Source organism: Streptomyces jeddahensis (assembly GCF_001642995.1).
In the GTDB taxonomy this organism is placed as follows: domain Bacteria; phylum Actinomycetota; class Actinomycetes; order Streptomycetales; family Streptomycetaceae; genus Streptomyces; species Streptomyces jeddahensis.
The window spans coordinates 19,828-45,785 of record NZ_LOHS01000052.1; the positions used below are offsets into that span (position 1 = coordinate 19,828).

Annotated in this window: 18 protein-coding genes, 6 tRNA genes and 1 riboswitch; of the genes, 11 read left to right on the forward strand and 13 right to left on the reverse strand. The window is 69.8% G+C overall.

The annotated features are described in order from the left end of the window. Positions 1-22 precede the first annotated feature (22 nt). The 6 genes from STSP_RS07640 to STSP_RS07665 form a co-directional block, all read right to left on the reverse strand. Positions 23-1,183 carry a M23 family metallopeptidase gene (locus STSP_RS07640; protein ID WP_067273857.1) on the reverse strand — a complete coding sequence of 387 codons (1,161 nt, stop codon included), beginning with the start codon at positions 1,181-1,183 and terminating at the stop codon, positions 23-25. An 11-nt stretch (positions 1,184-1,194) separates the two neighbouring features. Next, a riboswitch (cyclic di-AMP (ydaO/yuaA leader) is annotated at positions 1,195-1,338 on the reverse strand. 282 nt (positions 1,339-1,620) lie between these two features. Continuing rightward, a complete protein-coding gene (locus tag STSP_RS07645) occupies positions 1,621-2,844 on the reverse strand; it encodes a PP2C family protein-serine/threonine phosphatase (RefSeq protein ID WP_078066969.1) in 1,224 nt (407 codons plus the stop codon). Positions 2,845-3,063: 219 nt separating this feature from the next. Then, positions 3,064-3,137 (reverse strand) — tRNA-Met (locus STSP_RS07650). 292 nt (positions 3,138-3,429) lie between these two features. Next, positions 3,430-3,502, reverse strand: a tRNA-Lys gene (locus tag STSP_RS07655). Positions 3,503-3,657: 155 nt separating this feature from the next. Continuing rightward, complete coding sequence (locus STSP_RS07660; protein ID WP_232789555.1) at positions 3,658-5,247, reverse strand: amino acid permease; 1,590 nt, start codon at positions 5,245-5,247, stop codon at positions 3,658-3,660. A 113-nt stretch (positions 5,248-5,360) separates the two neighbouring features. Next, complete coding sequence (locus STSP_RS07665; RefSeq protein ID WP_067273862.1) at positions 5,361-7,673, reverse strand: DEAD/DEAH box helicase; 2,313 nt, start codon at positions 7,671-7,673, stop codon at positions 5,361-5,363. A gap of 213 nt (positions 7,674-7,886) precedes the next feature. On the opposite strand from STSP_RS07665, the gene STSP_RS39045 reads away from it, so the two are divergent. Next, complete coding sequence (locus STSP_RS39045) at positions 7,887-8,561, forward strand: hypothetical protein (protein ID WP_157902787.1); 675 nt, start codon at positions 7,887-7,889, stop codon at positions 8,559-8,561. Between the two features lie 199 nt (positions 8,562-8,760). On the opposite strand, the gene STSP_RS07675 is transcribed toward STSP_RS39045, so the two are convergent. Then, a complete protein-coding gene (locus tag STSP_RS07675) occupies positions 8,761-9,111 on the reverse strand; it encodes a metallopeptidase family protein (protein ID WP_181660974.1) in 351 nt (116 codons plus the stop codon). Between the two features lie 113 nt (positions 9,112-9,224). Between STSP_RS07675 and STSP_RS07680 the strand changes: the two genes are divergently transcribed. From STSP_RS07680 to STSP_RS07695, 4 genes are all read left to right on the forward strand, one after another. Then, on the forward strand, positions 9,225-10,907 hold the full coding sequence (locus STSP_RS07680; RefSeq protein ID WP_408646242.1) for a metallophosphoesterase family protein: 1,683 nt from the start codon (positions 9,225-9,227) through the stop codon (positions 10,905-10,907). 221 nt (positions 10,908-11,128) lie between these two features. Continuing rightward, positions 11,129-11,201: transfer RNA gene (locus tag STSP_RS07685), tRNA-Glu, on the forward strand. 39 nt (positions 11,202-11,240) lie between these two features. Next, positions 11,241-11,315 (forward strand) — tRNA-Asp (locus tag STSP_RS07690). Positions 11,316-11,339: 24 nt separating this feature from the next. Continuing rightward, positions 11,340-11,413 (forward strand) — tRNA-Phe (locus STSP_RS07695). Positions 11,414-12,066: 653 nt separating this feature from the next. Here STSP_RS07695 and STSP_RS07700 read toward each other — a convergent pair. Beyond that, the gene (locus STSP_RS07700) at positions 12,067-12,432 is read right to left on the reverse strand and encodes a hypothetical protein (protein WP_067273869.1); all 366 of its coding nucleotides are present in this window, start codon (positions 12,430-12,432) and stop codon (positions 12,067-12,069) included. A 434-nt stretch (positions 12,433-12,866) separates the two neighbouring features. Between STSP_RS07700 and STSP_RS07705 the strand changes: the two genes are divergently transcribed. From STSP_RS07705 to STSP_RS07720, 4 genes are all read left to right on the forward strand, one after another. Further along, positions 12,867-13,427: a hypothetical protein gene (locus tag STSP_RS07705; protein ID WP_078066971.1), complete on the forward strand. Its 561-nt coding sequence runs from the start codon at positions 12,867-12,869 to the stop codon at positions 13,425-13,427. An 88-nt stretch (positions 13,428-13,515) separates the two neighbouring features. Then, positions 13,516-17,469 (forward strand): ATP-dependent RNA helicase HrpA, encoded by a 3,954-nt coding sequence (gene hrpA / locus STSP_RS07710; protein WP_067273872.1) that lies wholly within the window; start codon positions 13,516-13,518, stop codon positions 17,467-17,469. A gap of 123 nt (positions 17,470-17,592) precedes the next feature. After that, positions 17,593-17,667: transfer RNA gene (locus STSP_RS07715), tRNA-Asp, on the forward strand. A gap of 324 nt (positions 17,668-17,991) precedes the next feature. Beyond that, entirely contained in the window at positions 17,992-18,222 is a 231-nt protein-coding gene (locus tag STSP_RS07720) for a DUF6274 family protein (protein ID WP_067273874.1), read from the forward strand. A 563-nt stretch (positions 18,223-18,785) separates the two neighbouring features. On the opposite strand, the gene bldC is transcribed toward STSP_RS07720, so the two are convergent. Together bldC and STSP_RS07730 are read right to left on the reverse strand one after the other, a co-directional pair. Then, a complete protein-coding gene (bldC, locus tag STSP_RS07725) occupies positions 18,786-18,992 on the reverse strand; it encodes a developmental transcriptional regulator BldC (RefSeq protein WP_003949541.1) in 207 nt (68 codons plus the stop codon). 479 nt (positions 18,993-19,471) lie between these two features. Next, a complete protein-coding gene (locus STSP_RS07730) occupies positions 19,472-20,314 on the reverse strand; it encodes a hypothetical protein (RefSeq protein WP_067273876.1) in 843 nt (280 codons plus the stop codon). Positions 20,315-20,502: 188 nt separating this feature from the next. On the opposite strand from STSP_RS07730, the gene STSP_RS07735 reads away from it, so the two are divergent. Both STSP_RS07735 and STSP_RS07740 read left to right on the forward strand, forming a co-directional pair. Continuing rightward, positions 20,503-21,603 carry a Leu/Phe/Val dehydrogenase gene (locus STSP_RS07735; protein WP_067273879.1) on the forward strand — a complete coding sequence of 367 codons (1,101 nt, stop codon included), beginning with the start codon at positions 20,503-20,505 and terminating at the stop codon, positions 21,601-21,603. Between the two features lie 295 nt (positions 21,604-21,898). Next, positions 21,899-22,165 (forward strand): DUF3073 domain-containing protein, encoded by a 267-nt coding sequence (locus STSP_RS07740; RefSeq protein ID WP_067273880.1) that lies wholly within the window; start codon positions 21,899-21,901, stop codon positions 22,163-22,165. A 192-nt stretch (positions 22,166-22,357) separates the two neighbouring features. Here the strand turns inward: STSP_RS07740 and purM are convergent, their stop codons facing one another. From purM to STSP_RS07755, 3 genes are read right to left on the reverse strand one after another with little or no spacing between them, the layout of a single operon-like run. Further along, positions 22,358-23,425, reverse strand: a complete 1,068-nt coding sequence (gene purM / locus STSP_RS07745) for a phosphoribosylformylglycinamidine cyclo-ligase (protein ID WP_067273883.1) — start codon at positions 23,423-23,425, stop codon at positions 22,358-22,360. 46 nt (positions 23,426-23,471) lie between these two features. After that, positions 23,472-24,998, reverse strand: a complete 1,527-nt coding sequence (gene purF, locus STSP_RS07750; protein ID WP_067273885.1) for an amidophosphoribosyltransferase — start codon at positions 24,996-24,998, stop codon at positions 23,472-23,474. 57 nt (positions 24,999-25,055) lie between these two features. Then, positions 25,056-25,946 (reverse strand): META domain-containing protein, encoded by an 891-nt coding sequence (locus STSP_RS07755; RefSeq protein WP_232789556.1) that lies wholly within the window; start codon positions 25,944-25,946, stop codon positions 25,056-25,058. Positions 25,947-25,958 lie beyond the last annotated feature (12 nt).

Sequence of the window (25,958 nt, forward strand, 5' to 3'; positions counted from 1 at the left end):
TCTGGCTCAGCTCAGCCTCAGCTCAGGGGGTCAGGCCCTTGCTGCGCAGCCAGGCGAGCGGGTCGATTCCGTCGCCCCCGCCAGGGTGGATCTCCAGGTGCAGATGCGCGCCGGTGACGTTTCCGGTGGCGCCCACGCGGCCTATGACGTCGCCGGTGGTGACCTTCTGGCCGACGCTCACGCTGATCGAGGACTGGTGGCAGTACCAGATCTCCGTACCGTCCTCGAGTTCCAGGACCGTGCGGTATCCGTACGACCCGGACCAACCGGCTTCCTTGATCGTGCCGCTGTGGACGGCCTTGAGCGGCGTACCGGTGGGGGCCGCGAAGTCCAGGCCGGTGTGATAGCCGGAGGACCACAGGGAGCCGGCGGCACCGAACTGCGAGGTCAGCGTGTACGACGAGGTGGGGAGGGCGTAGCTCGCGGCGAGCTTGGCGAGGCGCTCGGCCTCGGCCTTTCGCCTGGCCTCCTCCTCCGCCGCCTTCTTCTCGGCGGCGGCCTTGGCCTCGGCCGCTTCCTGCTTCTTGGCCGCCTCTTCGGCGGCCTGCTTGGCGGCGGCCTCCTCGGCGGCCCTCGCCGCCTCGCTCTCCGCCTGGTCCTGCTGCTGCTCCGCCTGCTGCATGATGCGGGCGCGCAGTGCCTCGCCCGCATCCGTGGTGCCCTGCTCGGCGTCGGCGGCCGTGACACCTGCTCCGGTGAGCGGCGCGACGCCGGTGCTGTCGGAGTCCGACGAGCCACCGGGCACCAGGGCGCCGACGCCGGGGAGGGACTCGGTGACCGATGACAGGTCGGGCATCGAAATCTGCACGGGCGGCTTGCCGCCCTGCGCGGTGGCGATGCCGCCCGCGCCGACGGCGGCGATGACGCCCACCCCGAGAACCGTGGAGCTGCGCGCGAGTCCTCCGCCGCGCTGCTTGATGACGCGGTGCCGGCCGCGGACGGGCCGGACGGACTCCTCAGTGGGGTTCCATTCCTCCCAGGGCCCCTCGTCCTGGCGGAAGCCGGTGTCGGTGGCGAGGCCGGTGCCGGTACCGAGGGCAGTACCTGCAGCGAAGCCGGTGCCCGCGTTGTGACCGGAGGCCGCTCCCGCGTCGAATCCGGTGCCGGCGTCGGTGCCGTATCCAGCGCCTTCAGGGTCGTACGGCGCGAACGAGGGTTGTGGGGCAGGCGGGTTGGACGCCACTGGGGCGCACTCCTTTCCTTCCTTCTCGCCTACCGGGTTAGCTGACGGGTTCGGAGCAGGAAGGTCTCCTACGACCGCCTTCATGCGAAAGGCGCCCGATTCACCCCAAGTTGGTGGTTCCCCGGTTCCCTTACGGGATTCGGCGCGTGCGCACGGAGCCGCCTCTTGTGACGGCTGGGACGACCGCGCTGCGTTATCGAACGTTAATAGACGGGGGTACCGAATTCCAAGCTGTTCCGGCTGATCGTTAACGCCGTTGGTCTGGACTTAACGGGGCACGACCGGGCGGAATCGGGCGAGTTGCCCCCGCACTGATGACGAGCGCCTTCTTGACGGTGTGTCATTTGTTATGCGCAGGGAGGTCGTTCGATCACGGAAGGTGACCCCCGTGGCTACCGTCGCCGGACGACTGTCTGATGCCGGATACACCGGACCGCTTACGGCCGCCGTACCGCCAGCAGCACCATGTCGTCCGCCGTCCCGCCGCCGGTGTGCCGGCGCACCTCCGCGGCGAGGGCGGCCAGCAGGGCGCCCGGCCCGTCGAAGACCCGCCCGGCGAGGCGGCTCGCCGGATCGTAGAACTCGCCGTGCTCGTCGCGCGCCTCCGACAGCCCGTCCGTGTAGCAGAGCAGCATGCTCCCGCTCGGGAAGCCGGTCTCATACGCGCGGTCGGGCCACGTGCCCAGATCGCTCATGCCGAGCGGCAGCGCGGGCTCGGCGACCGTGAGCACGCGCAGGGTCCCGTCCGCGTCGAGCAGCAGCGGCTCCGGGTGGCCACGGTTGACCACGCGTACGGCGTCGCGGCCGTGCGGGACCTCGGCGAGAACCACGGTGGCGAACCCTTCGAGGAGCTCGATCCCGCGCCGCCGCGTGGCCTCCCGCGCAAGCGCCCGATCGAGGCGCTGCGCCACCGCTTCCAGCGACGCCTCCTGCTCGGCGGCCTCCCGGAAGGCTCCGATGAGGACCGCGACGGCGGCGACCGCGCCCATGCCCTTTCCGCGTACGTCGCCGACGACGAGCCGTACGCCGTGCGGGGTGTCCTGCACCGCGTACAGGTCGCCGCCGATGAACGCGCCGGCCTGCGCGGCCTCGTAACGGGCCGCGACGTCAAGGCCGCCGACCCGCTCGGCGGGCTCCGGCACCAGGGCACGCTGGGCGGCCTCGGCGATCTCGCGGGCGGAGGCGAGCTGCCGGCCGCTGCGGCGTACGACGCGGTTGAGGGCGACAGCGATCACGGCGACGACGGCGACGGTCACCACTTCGGTGACGGCGCCGACATCGACCGTGGCGCCGGGGCTCAGGCGCACGGCGAGAACGGCGACGAGCGAGGCGCCCCCTGCCAGCACGGTGCCGCGGAGCGGGTAGAGCGCGGCGGCGACGAGCGGGGCCGCGGTGAAGAGGGGCGCTCCCGTGAAGGCCGAGGGCGCGAGGACGTCGTAGACCGTTCCGGCGGCGATGAGCAGCACGGGCAGGAACCGCACGAAGGTCCGCACGATCGCGAAACCCGGCCGCTCGGTGTCCTCCGTCCCGTCCTCCGCAAAATCCTGGTCCGCCCAGCCGCCATCCCGATAGGGCTCGCCGCCGTCCCGATCGGGCTCGCCGCCGTCCCGATCGGCCTCGCCGCCGTCCTCCCCTGCGTCGCGTCCTCCTCGCTGCCGCACCGCTCGTCTCCCGCCGCCTCCACGCCCAACGCCCGTCGCTGTGTCCCCTCAGGCATTCCCGCCGCGGCACGGGACGCGACCTGCGGTGGGCCGCCCGAGTGAGCACCACGGAAGGCCGAGCACCGGGGAAGGCGCGCCGGAAGACACGGTGGAAGGCACGGTCACGCAACGCACCGAGGGGCCGGAACCATCATCTGGTTCCGGCCCCTGGGCCTTCAGTAGCGGGGACAGGATTTGAACCTGCGACCTCTGGGTTATGAGCCCAGCGAGCTACCGAGCTGCTCCACCCCGCGTCGGTAAGTACAAGTGTACGTCATCCGCGGGACCTCTTTGACCAGCGCGATTCGCGCCCCGTGTGAACCGCGCACTCACGCCCGCGGCTCTCGCACGCTCCCGGCGCGCATGCCGCGGCGGTCCACTGGCGGCGGACCCGCACACCCCGCAAGACCGGTTGTGCGGGAGGGGCCGCCGTCCCCCCTCCCCTCGGCCGGCGGCCCCGCCGCGCCCCCACGGCCGACCCGGCCCCGACACGACGGAACCCCCGTCGACGCAGGTCAACGAGGGTTCCGGCCCCGAAGGGCCCGGTAGGCCGTGTGGGACTCGAACCCACAACCAATGGATTAAAAGTCCACTGCTCTGCCAATTGAGCTAACGGCCCGCGGTACTGCATCCCCGAGCATAGCCGGACGAGCCCGGGTCTCCGATCGGGTATCGGCGACCACGGGCACGTCGGCGCCCCGCTCTCACGGATCCAACCGCTTCGTCGGTCCCCGCGGCCTCATGGATCCCACCGCTTCGTCGCTTCCCCCGGCCTCATGGATCCAACGGCTCCAACGCCCCCTTCCGCGCCGCCTCACGGGCCAGCGTGCGCTCGTGTTCCGGGTTGAGGAACCAGTGGCGGGCCGAGGCCAGCCACCAGGTCGCCGCGAAGCCCAGCACGACGAGGACGGCGATCGGCGCGTAGTTGAAGGTCTCCCACGTCACCGGGGACACCTGGGGCAGCATGAAGAGGACCGTGATGACACCGACCCACACCACCGCGACGATCCCGATCGGCCGTGACCAGGCGCCGAGATGCCACGGCCCGCGCTCGAAGGCGTCGCCCTTCCACAGGCGCAGCAGGGTCGGGACGACGTACGCGATGTAGAGGCCGATGACCGCGATCGAGGTCACCGCCGCGTACGCCGTGACGTTGATCAGGTACGGCAGGCCCAGCACGAGCGCGCCGCCCGCGGCGAGCCAGACCGCCGCGACCGGGGTGCGCGTCCGCGGGCTGACCGTGTGCCAGACGTGCGAGAGCGGCAGGGCGCCGTCACGCGAAAACGCGTAGATCATGCGGCTGTTGGCGGTGACGGACGCCATGCCGCAGAACAGTTGTGCGCCGATGACGACGAGGAGCAGCAGCTTGCCGGCCGTCGCGCCGAGCGCGTCGAGCAGGATCTGCGCGGGCGGCACGCCGGTCGGGGACTCCAGCGCCCCGTCGTACGACTGGATGGCGAAGGTGAAGCCCAGCAGCAGGACGAAGCCCGCGATCCACGACGTCCAGATCGACTGAACGATTCCCTTGGGACCAGCGGTCGAGGCGTCGTGGGTCTCCTCGGTCATGTGTGCGGAGGCGTCGTACCCGGTGAAGGTGTACTGGGCCATCAGCAGACCGAGCAGTACGACGTAGACGCTGCTGCCCCAGCCCGTGTTGTTGACGAACTCCGTGAAGACGAAGCTCGCCGACTGGTGGCTGTCCGGTACGAACGTGAGCGCGCCGACGATCACGGCGACGCCGATGACGTGCCACCACACGCTGACGCTGTTGAGCAGGCCGACGATGCGTACGCCGAACGTGTTCAGCAGACCGTGCAGCAGCAGGATCGCGGCGAAGAGCAGGATCGTGCGGCCGGGCGTCACCTCGAAGCCGAACTGCAGGTTCAGATAGGCACCCAGGAACGACGCCGCGCCGAAGTCGATGCCCGCCGTCACCGCGACCTGGCCGAGGACGTTGAACCAGCCCGTGAACCACGCCCACGCCGCGGCGCTCCGCGACGGCGCCAGCCGGTACGCCCAGTAGTAGAGCCCGGCCGACGTCGGATACGCCGAGCAGATCTCGGCCATCGCAAGGCCGACGAACAGCGTCATCAGGCCGACGCCGACCCAGCCCCACGTGATCACGGAGGGACCGCCGGTGTTCATGCCGAACAGGTAGAGAGTCAGGCAGCCGGAGAGGACCGAGATGATCGTGAACGAGACCGCGTAGTTGGAGAACGCGGACATGCTGCGCGCGAGGACCTGCGTATAGCCGAGCTGGGCCAGCCGCTCCTCGTCCGTCAGGTGCGCGGTGCCGGACGCTGACGCGTCCGGCGAGGGCTTTCCGGGGGTTTCAGCGGCACCACCGACCGCGTCGTCTGTCATGCCCCCAGCGATTCCCTCGCTGGGGGCATGGCATGCGCCCCATGTCCGGGCGAAAGCCGAAGGGCCCGGACGACCGAAGTCGTCCGGGCCCTTCAGGGTCTGCTCAGCGCAGGTCAGCCGTTCCGCTTCCAGCGCGGCTTGTCCTGGCGGCGGCCGAAGGAGCCGGTGCCGGAACCGCTTCCGCGGTGGTCGTCACGGCGGTTGTACGGCCGGTCGTGGCCACCGGAGCGGAAACCGCCGGAGGGGCGGTCGTCGCGGCGGTCGCGGTTGTACGGGCGGTCGTGGCCGCGGTGGCCGCCACGCTCGTCACGGCGGAAGCCGCCGCGGTCGTTGTCCCGGCGCTCGAAGGAACGGCCGCCACGGTCGCCCCGGTCGTCCCGGCGGAAGCCACCGCGGTCGCCGCGGTCACCCCGGTCGTCACGGCGCTCGAACGAACGGCCGCCACGGTCACCACGGTCGTCCCGGCGGAAGCCACCACGGTCGCCGCGGTCACCCCGGTCATCACGGCGCTCGAACGAACGGCCCCCGCGGTCACCGTCGCGACGGTCACGGTCCCGGCCGCCGAAGCCGCCCCGGTCACGGTCCCGGTCGAAGTCCCGGCGGAAACCGCCACGGTCGTCCCGGCGTTCGAACGAACGCCCACCGCGGTCGCCGTCCCGACGGTCACGGTCGAACCCACGGTCACGGTCCCGGCCACCGAAGCCCCGATCCCGGTCACGGTCCCGGTCGAAGTCCCGGCGGAAGCCACCACGATCGGCACGGTCACCGCGGTCGCCACGGTCACCCCGGTCGTCCCGGCGCTGACGCTGTTCGTACGACGGGCGCTCCTCACGCACCGGGCGCTCGTCCCGCACCGGACGCTCGTCACCAGCCGGCTGCTCCTGCAGCGAAACGGTCGCCGGCGCGTCGGCGGACTCCGCCGCCTGAGCGGAAGCGTCGGCGCCGGCGACAGCGGCCGCCTCGGCCACCGCGGCAGCCGGGTCCTCGCCCCGCTCACGAGCCGCACGGGCGGTCAGCCTGTCGGCCTCCTCGCGGAGCTCGGCGGCCCGGCGCTCGGCGCGCTCCAGCTGCTTGGCCAGCTCCTTGACCTCGCGCTCGGCCTGCCGCGCTGCGTTACCCGCCGACTCGGCCTGCACCTCGGTCATCGAACGGGCGCCGGTGATCTCGGCGACCTCCGGTTCGAAGGCACCGCCCGCGTTGATGATGTGGCGCGAGGCGTCGACGCCCGCGTCCTCCATGAGCCGGAAGATCTGGCGGCGCTGGTGGGGCAGCGCCAGCGACACGACGGTTCCGCTGCGCCCGGCACGGGCCGTACGGCCGGACCGGTGCAGGTAGTCCTTGTGGTCGCCGGCCGGGTCCACGTTCAGGACGAGGTCGATGCCGTCGACGTGGATGCCGCGGGCCGCGACGTCCGTCGCGACGAGCACGTTGACGTACCCGTCCTTGAAGTCGGCCAGGGTGCGGGTACGCGCGCCCTGCGTCATGCCGCCGTGCAGCGCGTCGGCGCGGACGCCCGCGTCGCGGAGCTGCTCGGCGACGCGGTCGGCGCCCAGCTGGGTGCGGACGAAGATGATGGTGCGGCCCTTGCGGGCGGCGATGGCGGCCGTCACGGGCGCCTTGTCGCGCGGCTTCACGATCAGGATGTGGTGGGTCATGGTGGTGACCGCACCGGCGGACGGGTCGACCTCGTGCGTGACCGGCTTGTTCAGGTAGCGCTTGACCAGGGTGTCGATCTCGTCTTCGAGCGTGGCGGAGAACAGCATGCGCTGGCCGCCCTCGGGCACCTGGTCGAGGAGCTCGGTGACCTCGGGCAGGAAGCCCAGGTCGGCCATCTGGTCGGCCTCGTCGAGTACGGCGATCTGCACGCTGTCGAGCGAGCAGGCGCCGCGGTTGATGATGTCGCGCAGTCGGCCGGGGGTGGCGACGAGGATGTCGACGCCGCGCTCGAGGGCGTAGATCTGGTTGCCCATGGACGTACCGCCGCAGACGACCTTCATCTTCAGGCCGAGGACGTCCCCGTACGGCTGCAGCGCATCCGCGACCTGCATCGCGAGCTCACGGGTGGGGGTGAGGATGACACCGCGGGGGTGCTTCTTCTCGGTGTGGCCGCCGGCCAGCGTCGCGAGCAGCGGCAGGCCGAAGGAGAGGGTCTTGCCGGAGCCGGTGCGGCCGCGGCCGAGGATGTCCTTGCCGGCCAGGGCGTCCGGGATGGTCGCGGCCTGGATCGGGAACGGGGTCGTGACACCGTTCTGCGCGAGCTTGCGGACGACGCCCTCGGGCAGTCCGAGGTCGGCGAAGGTGAGCTCAGGCGCGGCGTCGGCGACGGTCTCGGCGACGTCGGCTGCTGCCGCGACCTCCGCGATCTCGACCTCGAGGTCGATCTCGTTCTCGGGCAGGACGGAACGGTCAGTACTGGAAACGGACATGCGAAATGCGAAACCTTCCGGAGTCTCGGCACGCGCCCAAACTCCGTGAAGTTGCAATCGACCGCCTCAATGCGGTCCGGCCACGGCAAGGGAGAGTACGCGCCACACGCGGCGCGTCATGAAGGCGCCGGGCAAATGGGATCAAACGATCTGCCACCATACGCACCCTCCACCCCCGAGCGCAAACCGCGCCCATACACGCAGCTCAGGGCGGTGCACAGCAGACACGCGTCAGGGCGGTGCGCCAAAGACACGCGCCCCACCCCGCCGGCCCGCCGCCACTTCCCGAGCCCGCCACCTCCCCCAGCCCCTGCCTACACCGGCTGTCCCGCCGCCGGCGAGGGCTCCTGCCCGGACGGCGCCGCCGCGCTCCGCGCCGCCCTCTGCTCGTGGGCCGACGACGACGGTTCCGCGGTCGTGGGGTCCATGCTCGGGGTCGGTGACGGCTCCGTCGGTGACGGTTCCGTGGGCGTGGGCGTCGTCGTCGGCTCGGGCTTGGGCTTGGGTTTCTTGCTGGGCTTCGACCTCGACGGCGACGCCTGCGGGGACCCGGGCTTCTCGCTCGCCTTCCGCCCGGGCGCGTCGTCACCGGAGGCCGACTCCGAGGGCAGGGCCGACTCCGACGCAGAGCCCCTGGGGTGCGGCACGCCCTGCGCCGCGTCGCCGCCGTGCCCGTACTGGGAGCCGCTGCCCGCCGACCCCGCCCCGCCACCGTCGGGAGCGGCGGCACCGCGCGGTCCGGCGGACTGGGAAGGGGACCGCCCCGCCCCGTCGTCGCTCACGCTCATGCAGCCTGCGGTCGCCGCGACGGCCACCGCCACGGCAGCCCAACGGACGGATGGGAGTAACTGGCGCACGGGCGGGCACCTCCGGGGCGCGGAACGCTGAGATCAGTGCAGGGGGCTGACATCAGTGCAGGGGAACAGGTCTCCTCTGCCCAACTCCCGCAGCCCGCAAGAAGACACGGATCCCGCACCGGACGGCGCAGGATCCCGCACCGGACAGCGCACTCGGGCGGCACCCGGGCCGGGCCCCGGTGCCCCCTCTCCCCCTACTCGGCGGGCCGCCCTACCAGGACCCGCCCGCCTCAGCCGTACCCCAGCGCATGCAACCGCGCGTCATCGATCCCGAAGTGGTGCGCGATCTCGTGCACCACGGTCACCTCGGTCTCGACCACCACGTCCTCGCGCGACTCGCACATGCGCAGCGTCGGCCCCCGGTAGATCGTGATGCGATCCGGCAGCACCCCCGCGTACCACTCGCCGCGATCGGTCAGCGGAGTCCCCTCGTAGAGCCCGAGCAGCTCGGGGTCGTCGGCGGGCGGTTCGTCCTCGACGAACACCGCCACGTTGTCCATCAGCCGCGTCAGCTCCGGCGGGATCCGGTCCAGCGCCTCGGCGACCAGTTCCTCGAACTCCTCGCGCGTCATCTCCAGCACACGGCCATTGTCGGCTACGACGCCCCGTATCGAACGGTGCACGAGAGCATGCCGCACATCCACCCGTGCGCCCAGGGGGCATACGGGGCCGCGCATGTGGGCATACGGGACCAATGGCCCGCGTCCTCGCCCGCGTTCTGGAGCTTTTACAGCGCAGCGTCCCGCGCCGCCGCCGCATGCCGCTGCGCCCACAGAGTGTTCCCGCCGCACTCGCACGCCACGTGCCCGCGGCGCTGCTGCGCCACCGCCGATCCCGCCGCCCCGACCCCGTAGGCGAACTGGTCCACGTCCCTCCCCCGCACCCCTTCGGCCGCGCGCTCGGCCTCGTCGCGGTCGTGCTGCTCGGCGCCTGGCTGGGACTGCTGGTCGTGGGCAGTGTCCGCGCCCCGGTCGGGCCGGTGGACACCCGGATGGCGCTGCGGCCGTCCCTCAGCGGCGGCACGAAGATCAACATCTCCCCGCTCGGCGCCCTGGAGCTCCGCTCCCACATCGCACCCATCCGCCTGGACGTGGACGTGGACCGGCTCGACCCGGTGCGCGCCGAGGCCCTGGTCCGCCATCCGGAACGGCTGTCCGGACTGCAGGACGAGGTGACCCGCGACGTCGGGGACGGCACGCGCGACCTGGCCGTACGCTCCTGCGTCGCCGTCGTCTCGGGCGCGACCGCCCTTGGACTCGCCGTCTACCGCCGCCCCCGCCGCGCCCTCGCGGCCGGCGGCCTCGCCCTGACACTGCTGGCCGCCTCCGCCGGCACGGCCCTCGCCACCTGGAACCCGAACTCGGTCCTCGAGCCGAAGTTCTCCGGCCTGCTCACCAGCGCCCCGTCCGCCGTCGGCAACGCCCGCAGCATCGTCACCGAATTCGACGTCTACCAGAAGGAGTTGGCCCGTCTGGTCACCAACGTCACCAAGCTGTACGACGTGACGTCCACGCTCCCCGCGTACCAGCCGGACCCGTCCACGATCCGCGTGCTGCACGTCTCGGACATCCACCTCAATCCGGCGAGCTGGCACATCATCTCGTCGCTCGTCGAGCAGTACGAGATCGATGTCATCGTCGACTCCGGCGACACGATGGACCACGGCTCGGCCGCCGAGAACGCCTTCCTGGACCCCATCGAGGACCTGGGCGCCCCCTACGTCTGGGTGCGCGGCAACCACGACTCCCTCACCACCCAGCGCTACCTGGAGGACATGAAGAACGTCCACGTGCTGGACGAGGGCAGGGCGGTCTCCGTCGGCGGCCTGCGGTTCGCCGGGACGGGCGACCCGCAGTACACGCCCGACCGCTCGGTCAAGGCGCAGGGCGATCCGGCCGAGCGCATGGCGGGCATCCGGCTCGCCTCGGCGCTGCGCGACCAGGAGGCGGCCGGGACGCCCGTCGACATCGCGGTCGTCCACAATCCGGTGGCGGCCCGGGAGACGGACGGCGAGGTGCCGCTCGTCCTCGCCGGCCACGTCCACCACGAGGAGATGGAGGTCATGAAGCTCGGCACCCGGCTGCGGATCGAGGGGTCGACGGGCGGGAGCGGGCTACGGGCGGTCGAGGGCAAGCACCCCGACCCGGTCCAGGCCTCCGTCCTCTATCTGGACCGCGACACCAAGCGCCTGCAGGCCTGGGACGAGATCAAGCTGGGCGGCTTGGGCCTGACGACGGCCGAGGTCAGCCGCCACCTCCCCGAAGAGAACCAGCCAGGCGCCCCCACGACACCGACGCCGTCCACGGCCTCCCCGTCCAAGGCCTTACCGGGCACGCCTTCCCCGGGCACGCCCTCTACGCCCCGGTCGTCGCCGTGACGGAGCCGCTCCGCCCGGCGGCACACGCCGGGCGACACCGGCGCCGCCGCCCGCCCGACTGCCGATCACGCGATCGCCGCTCCCCCGCCCCTGACCTGCGCCTGCGCAGTCTCCGACCGGTCCCGCACCGGCCCGCCGGAAACCGTTTTGGCGATAGCTCCCCGCATCCCATATGCTTCTCACGTCCCCGACGCGCTGAGAAGCGCCCAGGCGGGCCCTTAGCCCTCATCGTCTAGTGGCCCAGGACGCCGCCCTTTCAAGGCGGTAGCACGGGTTCGAATCCCGTTGGGGGCACGCAACACCGTGTGCGACACTGTTCGTACACAACAGCTTGGTCCTGTGGAGCAGTTTGGAGTGCTCGCCACCCTGTCAAGGTGGAGGCCGCGGGTTCAAATCCCGTCAGGACCGCTGCGATTCTCTCGCGGATCGCGTGGCTGGGTAGCTCAGTTGGTACGAGCGTCCGCCTGAAAAGCGGAAGGTCGCCGGTTCGACCCCGGCCCCAGCCACAACCGAAAGCCCCGTCCCCCGGACGGGGCTTTTCCCGTTCCCACAGGAACGCCGTCGCAACGCGGCCACCACCAACACAAGCCACTCCTGCCCCACAGCCACCAGCCCGCCCTGAGAGTGCCCCAAGAGCACCCAGAGACGCCCTGGCGCGGCGGGAGCGTTTTCGTGCCGTCCGGCCGCGCCGACCGCCTCTACCGCGATTTCCCTCGTGCATCAAGTCACGAAAATCCGCGTCATGACCGTGTGGATCCGCTGCCGGTCTACTGGAAGCCAGGTATCCCCGGAAAAGTCTGAAGCTCTCCGACGGACCTTCAGGGAAACGGAATTCGCCATGAAAACACCCACCTGGACTCGCCGTGCGATACGTTGGGCATCCGGCGCCGTGATCGCATCCAGTGCCGTGCTGATACCGGTCAGCACCGCTTCCGCCGCCCCGCAATCCTCCGGGCAAGTGAAGGAATCCGCCCCTTCCACAGTCTGCTACTGGGCGTACGCCGAGGACATATACGGCAACTGGGCGTACGCGGAGACATGCGAGTGACGAAAGCCCGGCTGCATCCCCGATCGGGACACAACCCCGCCGAAGAATTCTTCGGCGGGGTTGTGCGTCGCGCGCCTGGCCCTGGCGCCTGGTGGCAGGCGTGCGGGCCGGTCAGTCGGTCGACCAGACCTTGATCCGGTAGGCCGGCTGGTCCGTGTTCATTCTGGCGCGCTCGCCGGGGCTGAGCTGGGCGACCGGGGTGGTGAAGCAGTTGTTGGTGAAGACCTGGACGATCGTGTCGGTGGCGTTGTCGACCGGGAAGTTCGGGTCCGCAGGCGGCACCAGCTCGATACACGCGCCCAGCGGGTCTTCCATGACATGGGACTCGCCGTCCTCGTCGTACCAGACGAAGGCACCGGACTGGGCCGAGGCGGGGGCCGAGGCGAGCGTGGTGGCCAGCACCGTCGCACCGAAAGCGGCGACGACGGTACGGGCCGCAGTGCGGAACAGACGACGGGCAGAAGCAGGTGCGCGCATATGCACTCCCGTGAGGCGCAGCAAATATGACGCCTCAAGATTGATGCGCGCCATCGCTTAACGGAAGCTCATTCCGATCGATTCGCCTGAACAGCGGGAGCCCGGATGCACGCACAATGCGCGGGCGCTCGCAGGATGTGCTCTGATGCGCCGATGCGTTTTATGGCCTCTGCCGAGCAATCTGGAGCACGCTGGAGCAATTGCGAGGCAAGCTCGATCCGGTTCGCACAGCAACCGGCAATCGGATGAACAAATACATCTGTGCGGCGAATGGCGGCTCTATCCAGCCCGATGGAATGAACACGGCACTCGGCATTCACCCGGGCGGCTAAATCACCCGATTTTCGGGATGGCGCACAGGTTATTCGTCCCACATGGCGATGAAAAGCAGATCCATTGGAACGCGGGGATCCCGGCTGAGGCTGGTTGCCTATGTGGTGCCGGTGCCCTTCGGCCTGGTGCTCAGCGGTGCGTTGGTCTGGCAGGCGTCCGATGCCGCCTTTTCGGGACGGACGACCAACTCCGGCACCTCCTGGACGGCGGGGTCGATCAACCTGACCAATGACAGCGGCGGCCAGCCCATGTTCGACATGACGAACATCACGCCTGGGGACACGGGCACCCGATGTATCGCCATCACCTCCCAGGCCACCGTCCCGACGAACATCAAGCTCTACACCTCCACGGCCAACCCGCCGGCCAACGACATCAGCCCCTACATCGACGTCACCGTCGAGGACGGCACGGGCGGCTCGTTCGACTCCTGCGACGGCTTCACCCCCGCCGGCGCCGCCGACTACACCGGCACCCTCGAGAACCTGACCACCACCCGCACCAACTACGCCAACGGCATCGGACCCTGGGCCCTCACCGGGAACCCGCCCGAGACCAAGACGTTCCGCATCACCTGGACGTTCCAGGAGTCGGCTCCCGACTCCACCCAGGGCGGCTCCACGCCCAACGTGAACTTCACGTGGGAAGCCCAAACGACGTAGGTATCGGTCAGGGGCCGCGCCTCCCCGAGCCGCGCCGCCCGGAATAGGTTGGCCGCACGCACGCCCCGGATGCGATCCTGGTCCCCGTATGTCTACGCACCCTTCCTCCGCCCCCGCCGCCTTCGCCGACCTAGGCGCCCGGCTTGCCGAGCTGTCCCTGCGTGACGCGCACCGGCTCGGGCGCCGGCTCGATGGGGCCCGCCGCATCCGCAAGCCGCAGGCCCGGGAAGCGGTACTGGCCGAGATCTCCGGGGAGATCGACAAGGCGGCGGACCGGCTGGCGGGGCGTGCGGCCCGGGTGCCGGAGATCACGTATCCCGAGTCGCTGCCGGTCAGCCAGAAGCGGGACGAGATCCTCGAGGCGATCCGCGACCACCAGGTGGTGATCGTCGCGGGCGAGACCGGTTCCGGAAAGACCACGCAGATCCCCAAGATCTGCCTGGAGCTGGGCCGCGGCGTGCGCGGCATGATCGGCCATACGCAGCCCCGCCGTATCGCCGCCCGTACGGTCGCCGAGCGCGTGGCCGACGAGCTGAAGACACCGCTCGGCGAGGCCGTCGGCTGGAAGGTCCGCTTCACCGACCAGGTGGACCCGGACGCGACGTTCATCAAGCTGATGACGGACGGCATCCTGCTCGCCGAGATCCAGACGGACCGCGAGCTGCGCGCGTACGACACGATCATCATCGACGAGGCCCACGAGCGGTCCCTCAACATCGACTTCCTGCTGGGCTACCTGGCCCAGCTGCTGTCCCGCCGCCCGGACCTCAAGGTCGTCATCACCTCCGCGACCATCGACCCCGAGCGCTTCTCGCGCCATTTCGGTGACGCCCCGATCGTCGAGGTCTCCGGGCGCACGTACCCCGTCGAGGTGCGCTACCGGCCGCTTCTCGAGGAGGACTCGGACGACGCCGACCGCGACCAGATCACGGCGATCACGGACGCGGTCGAGGAGCTGATGGGCGAGGGCAAGGGCGACATCCTCGTCTTCCTCTCCGGCGAGCGGGAGATCCGGGACACCGCGGACGCGCTGAACAAGAAGAAGTACAGATTCACCGAGGTCCTGCCGCTCTACGCCCGCCTGTCCCACGCCGAGCAGCACCGCGTGTTCCAGCCGCACACCGGCCGCAGGATCGTTCTGGCGACCAACGTCGCCGAGACATCTCTCACCGTCCCCGGCATCAAGTACGTCATCGACCCGGGTACGGCCCGCATCTCGCGCTACAGCCACCGCACCAAGGTGCAGCGCCTGCCGATCGAGCCGGTCAGCCAGGCCAGCGCCAACCAGCGCAAGGGCCGCTGCGGCCGTACGAGCGACGGCATCTGCATCCGCCTGTACTCCGAGGACGACTTCCTCGCCCGTCCGGAGTTCACGGATGCCGAGATCCTCCGTACGAACCTCGCCTCCGTCATCCTCCAGATGACCGCGGCCGGCCTCGGCGACATCGAGAAGTTCCCGTTCATCGACCCGCCGGACCACCGCAACATCCGCGACGGCGTGCAGCTCCTCGAGGAACTGGGCGCACTCGATCCCGCCCAGAAGGACGCACGCAAGCGCCTCACCCCGCTCGGCCGCAAGCTCGCGCAGCTGCCCGTCGACCCACGGCTTGCCCGCATGGTGCTGGAGGCGGACAAGAACGGTTGTGTACGCGAGGTCATGGTGATCGCGGCCGCGCTGTCCATCCAGGACCCGCGCGAGCGCCCCGTCGACAAGCAGGCGCAGGCCGACCAGCAGCACGCCCGCTTCAAGGACGAGACCAGCGACTTCCTGGCGTATCTGAACCTCTGGCGCTATGTGCGCGAGCAGCAGAAGACGCTCGGCTCCTCGGCCTTCCGCCGGATGTGCAAGACGGAGTACCTCAACTTCCTGCGCATCCGCGAATGGCAGGACATCTACACGCAGCTGCGGACCGTCGCGAAGCAGATGGGCATCCATCTGAATGAGGAGGACGCACCCGAGCAGGCCATCCATGTGTCGCTGCTGGCGGGCCTGCTGTCCCACATCGGCATGAAGGACATCAAGGACGGCGCGAAGAACGAGTACCTGGGCGCGCGGAACGCGAAGTTCGCGGTCTTCCCCGGCTCGGCGCTCTTCAAGAAGCCGCCGCGTTTCCTCATGTCCGCGGAGCTGGTGGAGACCTCCCGCCTCTGGGCCCGCGTCAACGCGAAGATCGAGCCCGAGTGGGTCGAGCCGCTCGCCCAGCACCTGCTGAAGCGGACGTACAGCGAGCCGCACTGGGAGAAGGACCAGGCGGCGGTGATGGCGTACGAGAAGGTGACGCTGTACGGCGTACCGATCGTCGCCCAGCGGAAGGTCAACTACGGGCGGATCGACCCCGAGGTCTCCCGCGAGCTTTTCATTCGCAACGCCCTGGTCGAGGGCGACTGGCGTACGCACCACAAGTTCTTCGCCGACAACCGCAAGCTGCTCACCGAGGTGGAGGAGCTGGAGCACCGGGCGCGGCGCCGCGACATCCTCGTCGACGACGAGACACTGTTCGACTTCTACGACCAGCGGGTGCCCGAACACGTCGTGTCGGGCGCGCACTTCGACTCCTGGTGGAAGCACAAGCGCCACGAGGAGCCGGAGCTGCTGGACTTCGAGCGGTCGATGCTCATCAACGAGCGCGCCGGTGACGTGTCGAAGGATGACTATCCGGACACCTGGCGCCAGGGCCGGCTCTCGTTCAGGGTGACGTATCAGTTCGAGCCGGGCGCGGACGCGGACGGTGTGACCGTCCACATCCCGCTCCAGGTGCTCAACCAGGTCACCCCCGAGGGCTTCGACTGGCAGATCCCCGGCCTGCGCGAGGAGGTCGTCACCGAGCTGATCCGCTCCCTGCCGAAGCCGATCCGCCGCAACTACGTGCCCGCCCCGAACTTCGCGAAGGCGTTCCTGGAACGTGCCGTACCCCTGCAGGAGCCGCTGCCCGTCACGCTCGCCCGCGAGCTGAAGCGCATGGTCGGCGTCCCGGTCACGGCCGACGACTTCGACTGGGCGAAGGTCCCCGACCATCTGCGCATAACGTTCCGGATCACCGACGAGCGGCGCCGCAAGCTCGCCGAGGACAAGGACCTGGAGGTGCTGAAGCTCCAGCTGAAGCCGAAGGCGCGCCAGGCCCTGTCCCAGGCGGCGGCCGCCACGGCGGAGCGCTCCGGTGGCACCTCGCTCGAGCAGACCGGCCTCACGGACTGGACGATCGGCTCGCTCACCCGCGTCTTCGAGACGCGCCGCGCGGGCCAGCCCGTCAAGGCGTACCCGGCACTCGTCGACGACGGCGACACCGTCTCCGTACGCCTCTTCGACACCGAGGCGGAGCAGCAGCAGGCGATGTGGAAGGGCACCCGCCGCCTGATCATGCGCAACATCCCGGTGAACCCTGCGAAGTTCGCATCCGAGAAGCTCACCAACCCGCAGAAGCTCGCGCTGTCCGCGAACCCGCACGGCTCGATCCAGGCGCTCTTCGACGACTGCGCCATGGCCGCCGCGGACAAGCTGATCGCCGACTTCGGCGGTCCCGCCTGGGACGAGGAGTCGTACCGCAAGCTCTACGACAAGGTGCGCGCCGACATAGTGGACACGACGGTGCGGACGGTCGGCCAGGTGCAGCAGGTGCTGGCCGCCTGGCAGGCCTGCGAGCGCCGTCTGAAGTCCACGACGAGCCCGGCACTGCTGGCCAACCTCACGGACGTACGGAAGCAGCTCTCCGCCCTCGTCAGGCCGGGCTTCGTGACGGAGGCCGGGCTGCGCCGGCTGCCGGATCTGATGCGCTATCTGGTCGCGGCGGACCGGCGGCTCCAGCAAATGCCGACGAACGTCCAGCGGGACACCACGCGCATGGAGAAGGTTCAGGAGATGCAGGACGAGTACGCCTGGCTCCTGGAGCAGATGCCGCAAGGGCGTCCCGTGCCGCAGGAGGTCCTGGACATCCGCTGGATGATCGAGGAGCTGCGGGTCAGCTACTTCGCGCATGCGCTGGGCACCGCGTACCCGGTCTCCGACAAGCGCATCGTGAAGGCGATCGACGCGGCCGTTCCGTAGCGGCCCCTGCCGCCACCCGAGGGTTGTGACGGCGACGTCGCCCTGCGTGAGTTCGACCGCCGCCCCCGCACTGCTGTACAGTCTCTTCTCGCAGCACAGCGCACGAAAGTGACTGCGAGACCTGGTCCTGTGGAGCAGTTTGGAGTGCTCGCCACCCTGTCAAGGTGGAGGCCGCGGGTTCAAATCCCGTCAGGACCGCATGATGAAGGGCCGCATCCCGTAGGGGCGCGGCCCTTCGGCGTACGCACCGCCCCAAGGCACCCGCCGACCACCCCGCCAAGGCGGAGGCCGCGCCCGCGGCGCAGCCGCAATCAGACACAGCAAATCCCGTCAGGACCGCACAGTGAAGGGCCGTATCCCGGTGGGGATGCGGCCCTTCGGCTTGCCTGCCCCGCCGCGGCGGCTCGACCAGCCCAACCGCCCCTCTGCGGCCCCTTCAGGCTGCCCGCCCCGCCCCGTCTTGACTGCGTCACATTCCGCCGGTACCCAGACAGCAAGGACCGCGACCGCAGGAGGTGGCGCATGGCGGTGTCCGCCAGGCACGAGACGCGTGCTCTGTTGCGCGCCCATCTGTCGGCCGCCGCCGGTTACCGCCATCTGACGCGCCATTGCCCGGTCTGTCACCGGCTCCTGCGGCTCGCCATGGAGCCCTCAGCGGGCCCCGCGGAGGACGGCGAGGGGGCCGGCGCGGGTAGCGACAGCGCTGCCGATGAGACCAGCGGCGGCGGCGAGAGTGTGCCGCGAGGCCTGTGAGGACCAAAGTCCCGGCAAGACGTGACCAAAGCCGACCCGGCTCCCGCTCGTCGAGTGGGAGGCTGGAAGCATGTCTTCGGCGGCGGGACTCTATAGCTCAGGTGACACACCATCAGCAAGAGTCGCGAGGTGTGACGGGTGTCACCAAATGAGTTTTGAAACCACCCTTACTTACACCCCGTCTACGTAGGCTCAATTTAATATGTGCAATTGCACTCTCCGCCGAGAGCCGTCCGGCGCCTCACAGAGCCCCCGGTCCCGACTGCTCACAACCGCCCCGACAGTGCGCCTCAGACAGTGGCCAGGCCGCTCACAGACCCCCTGAGGGCCCACAGAGGAACCGCCGCCGGCGCGAGGTGACGGCCTCCGCGCAGCCTCCACGCTGCCTCCGCGCACAAAAAAGATCGCGCCGGACCCGGCGGAGTCCGGCGCGATCAACGACGCACCCTGGGGGTGGACTTGGGTGTAGGCCCCGTTGGGGCGGGACCTGCGTCGTATCGAGCTGCGTGTTGGGCGGCGGTCAGGTTGGGGGACCGGACCGGAATGCCCGTTATTCGGTTGTTTTAGGCCTCGCTGCGCTGCTGCGGAATGCCCGCGAGCAGAGCGCGGACCTCGGCCTCGCGGTAGCGGCGGTGCCCGCCGAGCGTACGGATCGACGTGAGCTTGCCAGCCTTGGCCCAGCGCGTGACCGTCTTGGGGTCGACGCGGAACATCGTGGCGACCTCAGCCGGGGTCAGCAGCGGCTCGGCATCAGGGGTGCGAGCGGTCATGAGCGGCCTCCTCGGGAGAACCGAATCCATCTCGGTTCTTTCCTCTAAATTCTGCACCTTGACCCGCGTTGCCCGAAATGAGCGGACGCGAGTCGAGTCGGTTATAGGACGAACGGCTTGTCCTCGGCACTACAACTACACCATCTGTCCAGCCGCGTCGGCCAAACCGATGGAATTGCCCTCCCAGGTGTTCATCAGCGACGGAAGCCGATGGACCATGCCATAGCGGACAGTCACGCCACTGTGACGATCAGTCACAGGACGATCAGGAGGCAACAAGCCCCCCCCAAAATATGCAATATCCAGCATCTGGCGCATAGTTGGACGATGGAGTCCTCCCCGGACTCCTTGTCCTATTTTGGCACGAGGGGGACCGATGGACGCAAGGTACCTGTACGTGTGGTCCGTCACGCTTGGGACCAAAGCCCCGGATCGGCACCTACGTCCGTAGACCCGTACCAGCCACTCCGCTCACGGCGTCAGTTGGCCGACTGCAGGTCCCGTACCGCCCGCCAGCGCTCCACCAGCCGTGCGTACGCCTCGCCGGCCGCGGCACCGTCGCCGCCGCGCAGCGCGTCGATGCCCTCGGCCACGTCGGCCGCCGAGTGATCGCCCTCGAGGTGTTCCTCGGGCAGGGCGTGCACCAGGCCGCCGTAGTCGAGCTCGACGAGCGAGCGCGGATGAAACTCTTCGAGCCATCGCCCAACATCTACCAGGCCGTCGATCATCGGCCCCTCGTCCATGGCGTCCTTCAGCGCCTTGAGACCGCGCGCGACGCGCCTGCGCGCCTGCACCATGGGCGTCCGGTAGCGCAGCACCGGGGGAGCCTCGCCGGAGCCCTTCTCGTACTCGCGCTCCTCGTCCGAGACGAGCACGAACCAGTTCAGGGGGACCTGCCACCGCGCGGTGCGGATCCACGGCCGGGCGTCCGGATTGCGCTCGAGCCACCGCTCGTAGTCCGCGACCGTCTGGCGGCGCACCACGGGCGGCAGCACCGCGTCGAGGACCGGCGCGGGCAGCTCCCCGGCCAGCTCGCCCATCGCCTGCCAGGCGCGCAGCCGGGTGCGCCACGGACAGATGCACAGCACCCCGTCGACGTCCGCGACGAAGGCGTCGTCGCTCTCGTGCACCGGCACCGCGACGGGCGGCGTGGGCAGCAAGTCCGCCAGCGCACGGCGGAGTTCGTCCTGGTACGAGGGGTGCTCGGGGCGCCGGGCATAGCGCGCCCAGTGCGTCCGCTCCGGCTCGGGAAAGGCGGCCAGCGGTTCGTACACGCGCAGGTAGCACGTGTACGGAACGATCACCGACGACACCTTGGGCACAGCAGCTCCCTCCCCCGCGGGCAGGCGGGAAACACTGCAAATCGTCCCATGCCCATACTCCAGGAGAGGGTGATCCTCGGCACTGCGCCCATGGCGGACGCGTGCGGGCTCTAGGCTCATGTCACGGACCCGCCACCCTTACGGGGCCGGCCCTCCAACCGCCGCTACTTACCTCAGGAGTCACCACAGTGACCGATGTAACCGGCGCACCTGCTGATGTACTGCACACCCTGTTCCGGACGGACCAGGGAGGCCATGAGCAGGTCGTGCTCTGCCAGGACCGCGCCAGCGGCCTCAAGGCCGTCATCGCCATCCATTCGACGGCCCTGGGCCCCGCCCTCGGCGGCACCCGCTTCTACCCGTACGCGACCGAGGAAGAGGCCGTCGCCGACGCGCTGAACCTCTCGCGCGGGATGTCGTACAAGAACGCCATGGCCGGTCTCGACCACGGCGGCGGCAAGGCGGTGATCATCGGCGACCCCGAGCAGATCAAGACCGAGCAGCTGCTGCTGGCCTACGGCCGCTTCGTCGCCTCGCTCGGCGGTCGGTATGTCACCGCCTGTGACGTCGGCACCTACGTCCAGGACATGGACGTGGTCGCGCGCGAGTGCCCGTGGACGACGGGCCGCTCGCCGGAGAAGGGCGGCGCCGGTGACTCCTCGGTGCTGACCGCGTACGGCGTGTTCCAGGGCATGCGCGCCTCCGCTCAGCACCTGTGGGGCGACCCCACGCTGCGCGGCCGCAAGATCGGCATCGCGGGCGTCGGCAAGGTGGGGCACCACCTCGTGGAGCACCTGCTGGAGGACGGCGCCGAGGTCGTGGTCACGGACGTCCGCCAGGAGTCCGTACGCCGTGTCCTCGACAAGCACCCCGGCGGACGCGTCACGGCCGTGGCCGACACGGACGCGCTGATCCGCACCGAGGGCCTCGACATCTACGCCCCGTGCGCGCTCGGGGGTGCGCTCAACGACGACAGCGTGCCGGTGCTCACGGCCCGGATCGTGTGCGGCGCGGCCAACAACCAGCTCGCCCACCCCGGCGTCGAGAAGGACCTCGCCGACCGAGGGATCCTCTACGCACCCGACTACGTGGTGAACGCAGGCGGCGTCATCCAGGTCGCCGACGAACTGCACGGCTTCGACTTCGACCGGTGCCGGGCGAAGGCCGCGAAGATCTTCGACACCACGCTGGCAATATTCGCTCGTGCGAAGACGGACGGTATTCCGCCGGCCGCCGCGGCCGACCGGATCGCCGAGCAGCGGATGGCGGAGGCGCGCACGAGGCGCTGACACGTCCACCGGCCGAGTCGCCGACGGCGCCCCATGTCATACAAAGAGATGCGTCTCACGCCCGTCGGCGGGTCGGGGGTCGGGAAGAGGTTAAAATCGCAGTTGACCAGCGAGGACGGGGCGCCTCGCGGGTCCTGCACCGAGGCACGTGCTGCGGGCGACGTACCGTATGGCCGCGGAAGCAGGTACCGTTGAAGCCCTACGGACGGGTCTCTCCACGGAGAGCCCGTTCCAGATCATGAACGCGTGTCAAGACTCTGGGGCCGTCGAGCCCCGTCACCGAGGGGGTCGAGCCATGGGGCGCGGCCGGGCCAAGGCCAAGCAGACGAAGGTCGCCCGCCAGCTGAAGTACAACAGCGGCGGGACTGACCTGTCGCGTCTGGCCAACGAGCTGGGCGCATCGACTTCGAGTCCGATTTCGAGCCAGCCGCCGAACGGTGAGCCGTTCGAGGACGACGAGGACGACGACCCGTACGCACGGTACGCGGATCTGTACAACGACGACGATGAAGAGGACGAGGACGAGGAGTCCGGTCCGTCGTCGCAGCGCCGCGGCGCTTGATCCTGCAGCATTCGCAGTTCTCGTAGCAACTGCACCTCACCCGGTCCGGGGCCGTAGCGCCGGACCGGGTTTCGTGCTGCCTGCGGCTGCTGTGGGTGGTGGAGCCCGGTAGCTGGCTGTCAGGCCGCCGCACCGGTCGCTGTCGCATCGGGCGATGTCCCACCGGGCAGTCCATCGGTCGGCTCCGACGGCTCAGGCCGCGTAGTCCCCGACCAGGGCGGCGCCCGTCGCCTGCTCGCCACGGTCCGTGATCGAGCCGGCGACCCAGGCCTCCACGCCGCGGTCGGCGAGTGTGGTGAGCGCCACGTCCACCGACTCCTCGGGGACGATCGCCATCATGCCCACGCCCATGTTCAGGGTCTTCTCGAGCTCGAGCCGCTCGACGTCGCCCGCCTTGCCGACCAGGTCGAAGACCGGGGCCGGGGTCCAGGTGGTGCGGTCGACGACGGCATGCAGCCCGTCCGGGATGACGCGGGCCAGGTTGGCCGCGAGCCCGCCGCCGGTGATGTGGCTGAAGGCGTGCACCTCGGTGGTGCGGGTGAGCGCGAGGCAGTCCAGCGAGTAGATCTTGGTGGGCTCCAGAAGCTCCTCGCCGAGGGTCCGGCCGAACTCCTCGACCTGCTGGTCCAGGCGCATGTTCGCCCGGTCGAAGACCACGTGGCGGACGAGCGAGTACCCGTTCGAGTGAAGACCCGAGGACGCCATCGCGATGACGGCGTCACCCTTGCGGATGCGATCCGGGCCGAGGAGGCGGTCCGCCTCGACGACGCCGGTGCCGGCGCCCGCGACGTCGAAGTCGTCCGGGCCGAGCAGCCCGGGGTGCTCGGCGGTCTCGCCGCCGACGAGGGCGCAGCCGGCCAGCACACAGCCCTCGGCGATGCCCTTGACGATGGCGGCGACCCGCTCGGGGTGGACCTTGCCGACGCAGATGTAGTCGGTCATGAACAGCGGTTCGGCGCCGCACACCACGATGTCGTCCATGACCATCGCGACGAGGTCGTGGCCGATCGTGTCGTAGACGCCCATTTGGCGGGCGATGTCGACCTTCGTGCCCACGCCGTCCGTGGCGGAGGCCAGGAGGGGCCGCTCGTACCGCTTGAGGGCGGAGGCGTCGAAGAGGCCGGCGAAGCCGCCGAGGCCGCCGAGGACCTCGGGGCGCTGGGTCTTCTTCACCCACTCCTTCATGAGCTCGACGGCGCGGTCGCCCGCCTCGATGTCGACGCCCGCGTCTGCGTAGCTGGCACCAGTTGTCTCAGACATGAGAAATGAAGGCTTTCGTGTCGTACAGCTGTCGTGCGCTGCGGGGTTACGGGCGGCGGATCGCGTCGGTCGCGGCGGTGGCCGCCGGGCCCGCGGCCAGCTCGGTCTCCAGGAGCTGCTTACCGAGCAGCTCGGGGTCGGGCAGCTCCATCGGGTACTCGCCGTCGAAGCACGCCCGGCACAGGTTCGGCTTGGCGATGGTGGTCGCCTCGATCATGCCGTCCAGCGAGATGTACGCGAGGGAGTCCGCGCCGAGGGACTTGCCGATCTCGTCGACGCTCATGCCGTTGGCGATGAGCTCGGCGCGGGTCGCGAAGTCGATGCCGAAGAAGCACGGCCACTTCACGGGCGGGGACGAGATGCGGATGTGCACCTCGGCGGCGCCCGCCTCACGGAGCATGCGGACCAGGGCGCGCTGGGTGTTGCCGCGGACGATCGAGTCGTCGACGACGACCAGGCGCTTGCCCTTGATGACTTCCTTGAGCGGGTTCAGCTTCAGGCGGATGCCGAGCTGGCGGATGGTCTGCGAGGGCTGGATGAACGTACGACCGACGTAGGCGTTCTTCACCAGGCCGCTGCCGAAGGGGATGCCGGACGCCTCGGCGTATCCGATGGCTGCCGGAGTGCCGGACTCCGGCGTGGCTATCACCAGGTCGGCCTCGACCGGGGCCTCCTTGGCGAGCTTGCGGCCCATCTCGACCCGGGAGAGGTAGACGTTCCGGCCGGCGATGTCGGTGTCGGGGCGCGCGAGGTAGACGTACTCGAAGACGCAGCCCTTGGGCTTCGCGTCCGCGAATCGGGACGTTCGCAGTCCGTTCTCGTCGACGGCGACGAACTCGCCCGGCTCGATCTCGCGGACGAAGCTGGCGCCGACGATGTCGAGGGCGGCGGTCTCGGACGCGACGACCCAGCCGCGCTCGAGGCGGCCGAGGACGAGCGGGCGTATGCCCTGCGGGTCGCGGGCCGCGTACAGCGTGTGCTCGTCCATGAAGACGAGCGAGAAGGCACCCCTGACCTGCGGCAGGACCTTGGCGGCGGCCTCCTCGACGGTCAGCGGCTTGCCGTCGTCGTCGGTCTGGCCTGCGAGCAGCGCGGTGACGAGGTCGGTGTCGTTGGTCGCGGCGACCTGGGTGGCGCGGCCGTTCTCCTTGGGGAGGGCGGCGACCATCTCGGCGAGCTCCGCCGTGTTCACCAGGTTGCCGTTGTGGCCCAGCGCGATGGAGCCGTGCGCGGTCGCGCGGAACGTCGGCTGCGCGTTCTCCCACACCGAGGCGCCGGTGGTGGAGTACCGGGCATGGCCCACCGCGATGTGGCCCTGGAGGGAGCTGAGGGAGGTCTCGTCGAAGACCTGGGACACGAGGCCCATGTCCTTGAAGACGAGGATCTGGGAGCCGTTGCTGACCGCGATTCCCGCGGATTCCTGACCCCGATGCTGGAGGGCGTAGAGCCCGAAGTAAGTGAGCTTGGCGACCTCTTCACCGGGAGCCCAGACACCGAAGACGCCACACGCGTCCTGGGGGCCTTTCTCGCCGGGGAGCAGATCATGATTGAGTCGACCGTCACCACGTGGCACGCCACCGAGTGTAGGCGAGATCGACCACTGGTCCGAATTCGGGGACAGTGGGACTTCTTACTTCGTCTTTTCCGCCCGGGCGGTGAGGCCCTTGCCGGAGTCCGCTGTCAGGGTCAGGACGTCGTGTTCCTTGTCGTATGCGACCTTCCCGTCCAGTATTTCCTTGATCTCGTTCTCTGTCTTCATGACGGGGGCCGAGCACAGTTTGCGGGTGGTGGCCAGGCGGCTGAACTCGATCGTGCCGTCGCTGCCGTCGCTGACGGTGGCCTTGCCGGAGAAGGTGTTGCAGCCGAGGCTGCCGTGCACGGTTCCGTCGCCGGTGAGTGCGTCCTTGGAGAGGACGAGATACGCCTTGCCGCGGGCAGCCTGCGGCAGGGGTTCGGCGGCGGCATCGGCGCCCTTCCCGGTGGTGAGGGCATCTACTGTCCAGGTGGTGCCCGTCAACGGCGGGGCGGCCTCCGAGCTGAGGGTAATGCTGTCGCCGTCGTGGCTGGTCAGCGTGAGGATCTTGGGTTCGCCCTCCGGCTCCGTGATCCTGGCCTCGAGGTCGCCGCTGAAGATGCGGACGAACCCCTCTTCGAACTCCTGGACAGGGCCGGGGCAGCCCATCTCGGTGCTCGCCACGTCGGAGACCCTGACGGTGTCGCCCTCGACCTCCACGTCGGCGCCGATGCTGTTGCAGCCCACCGAGCCGCCGGACTGGCCGCCGCCCTCGCCCTGCTTCGCCGTGCCGGGCTTGAACGTCACATGGGCGTTGCGAGCCCCTTCCGGAAGGGGGATGTCCTTGCCGTCCACGGTGAGCTTCTCCGGGATCCAGCGGACGCCGGCCACGGGTACGTCGCCGCCGACCGTGCCGCTGCCGCCGCCGGTCTGAGTGCCGCAGGCGGCCAGGGCGACCGTGCCGGTCAGGGCCAGGGCGGCGTACGTCACGTTCATCACTCGGTTCACGGCGATGTGACG

What these genes read in the sequence shown, in the direction of transcription:
- STSP_RS07660 (WP_232789555.1), bottom strand. Translation starts at nt 5,247, where the DNA reads ATGACAGACGACGCGGTCGGTGGTGCCGCTGAAACCCCCGGAAAGCCC.
- STSP_RS07665 (WP_067273862.1), bottom strand. Translation starts at nt 7,673, where the DNA reads ATGTCCGTTTCCAGTACTGACCGTTCCGTCCTGCCCGAGAACGAGATC.
- STSP_RS07680 (WP_408646242.1), top strand. Translation starts at nt 9,225, where the DNA reads ATGGCCCGCGTCCTCGCCCGCGTTCTGGAGCTTTTACAGCGCAGCGTC.
- STSP_RS07700 (WP_067273869.1), bottom strand. Translation starts at nt 12,432, where the DNA reads ATGCGCGCACCTGCTTCTGCCCGTCGTCTGTTCCGCACTGCGGCCCGT.
- hrpA (WP_067273872.1), top strand. Translation starts at nt 13,516, where the DNA reads ATGTCTACGCACCCTTCCTCCGCCCCCGCCGCCTTCGCCGACCTAGGC.
- STSP_RS07720 (WP_067273874.1), top strand. Translation starts at nt 17,992, where the DNA reads ATGGCGGTGTCCGCCAGGCACGAGACGCGTGCTCTGTTGCGCGCCCAT.
- bldC (WP_003949541.1), bottom strand. Translation starts at nt 18,992, where the DNA reads ATGACCGCTCGCACCCCTGATGCCGAGCCGCTGCTGACCCCGGCTGAG.
- STSP_RS07740 (WP_067273880.1), top strand. Translation starts at nt 21,899, where the DNA reads ATGGGGCGCGGCCGGGCCAAGGCCAAGCAGACGAAGGTCGCCCGCCAG.
- purM (WP_067273883.1), bottom strand. Translation starts at nt 23,425, where the DNA reads ATGTCTGAGACAACTGGTGCCAGCTACGCAGACGCGGGCGTCGACATC.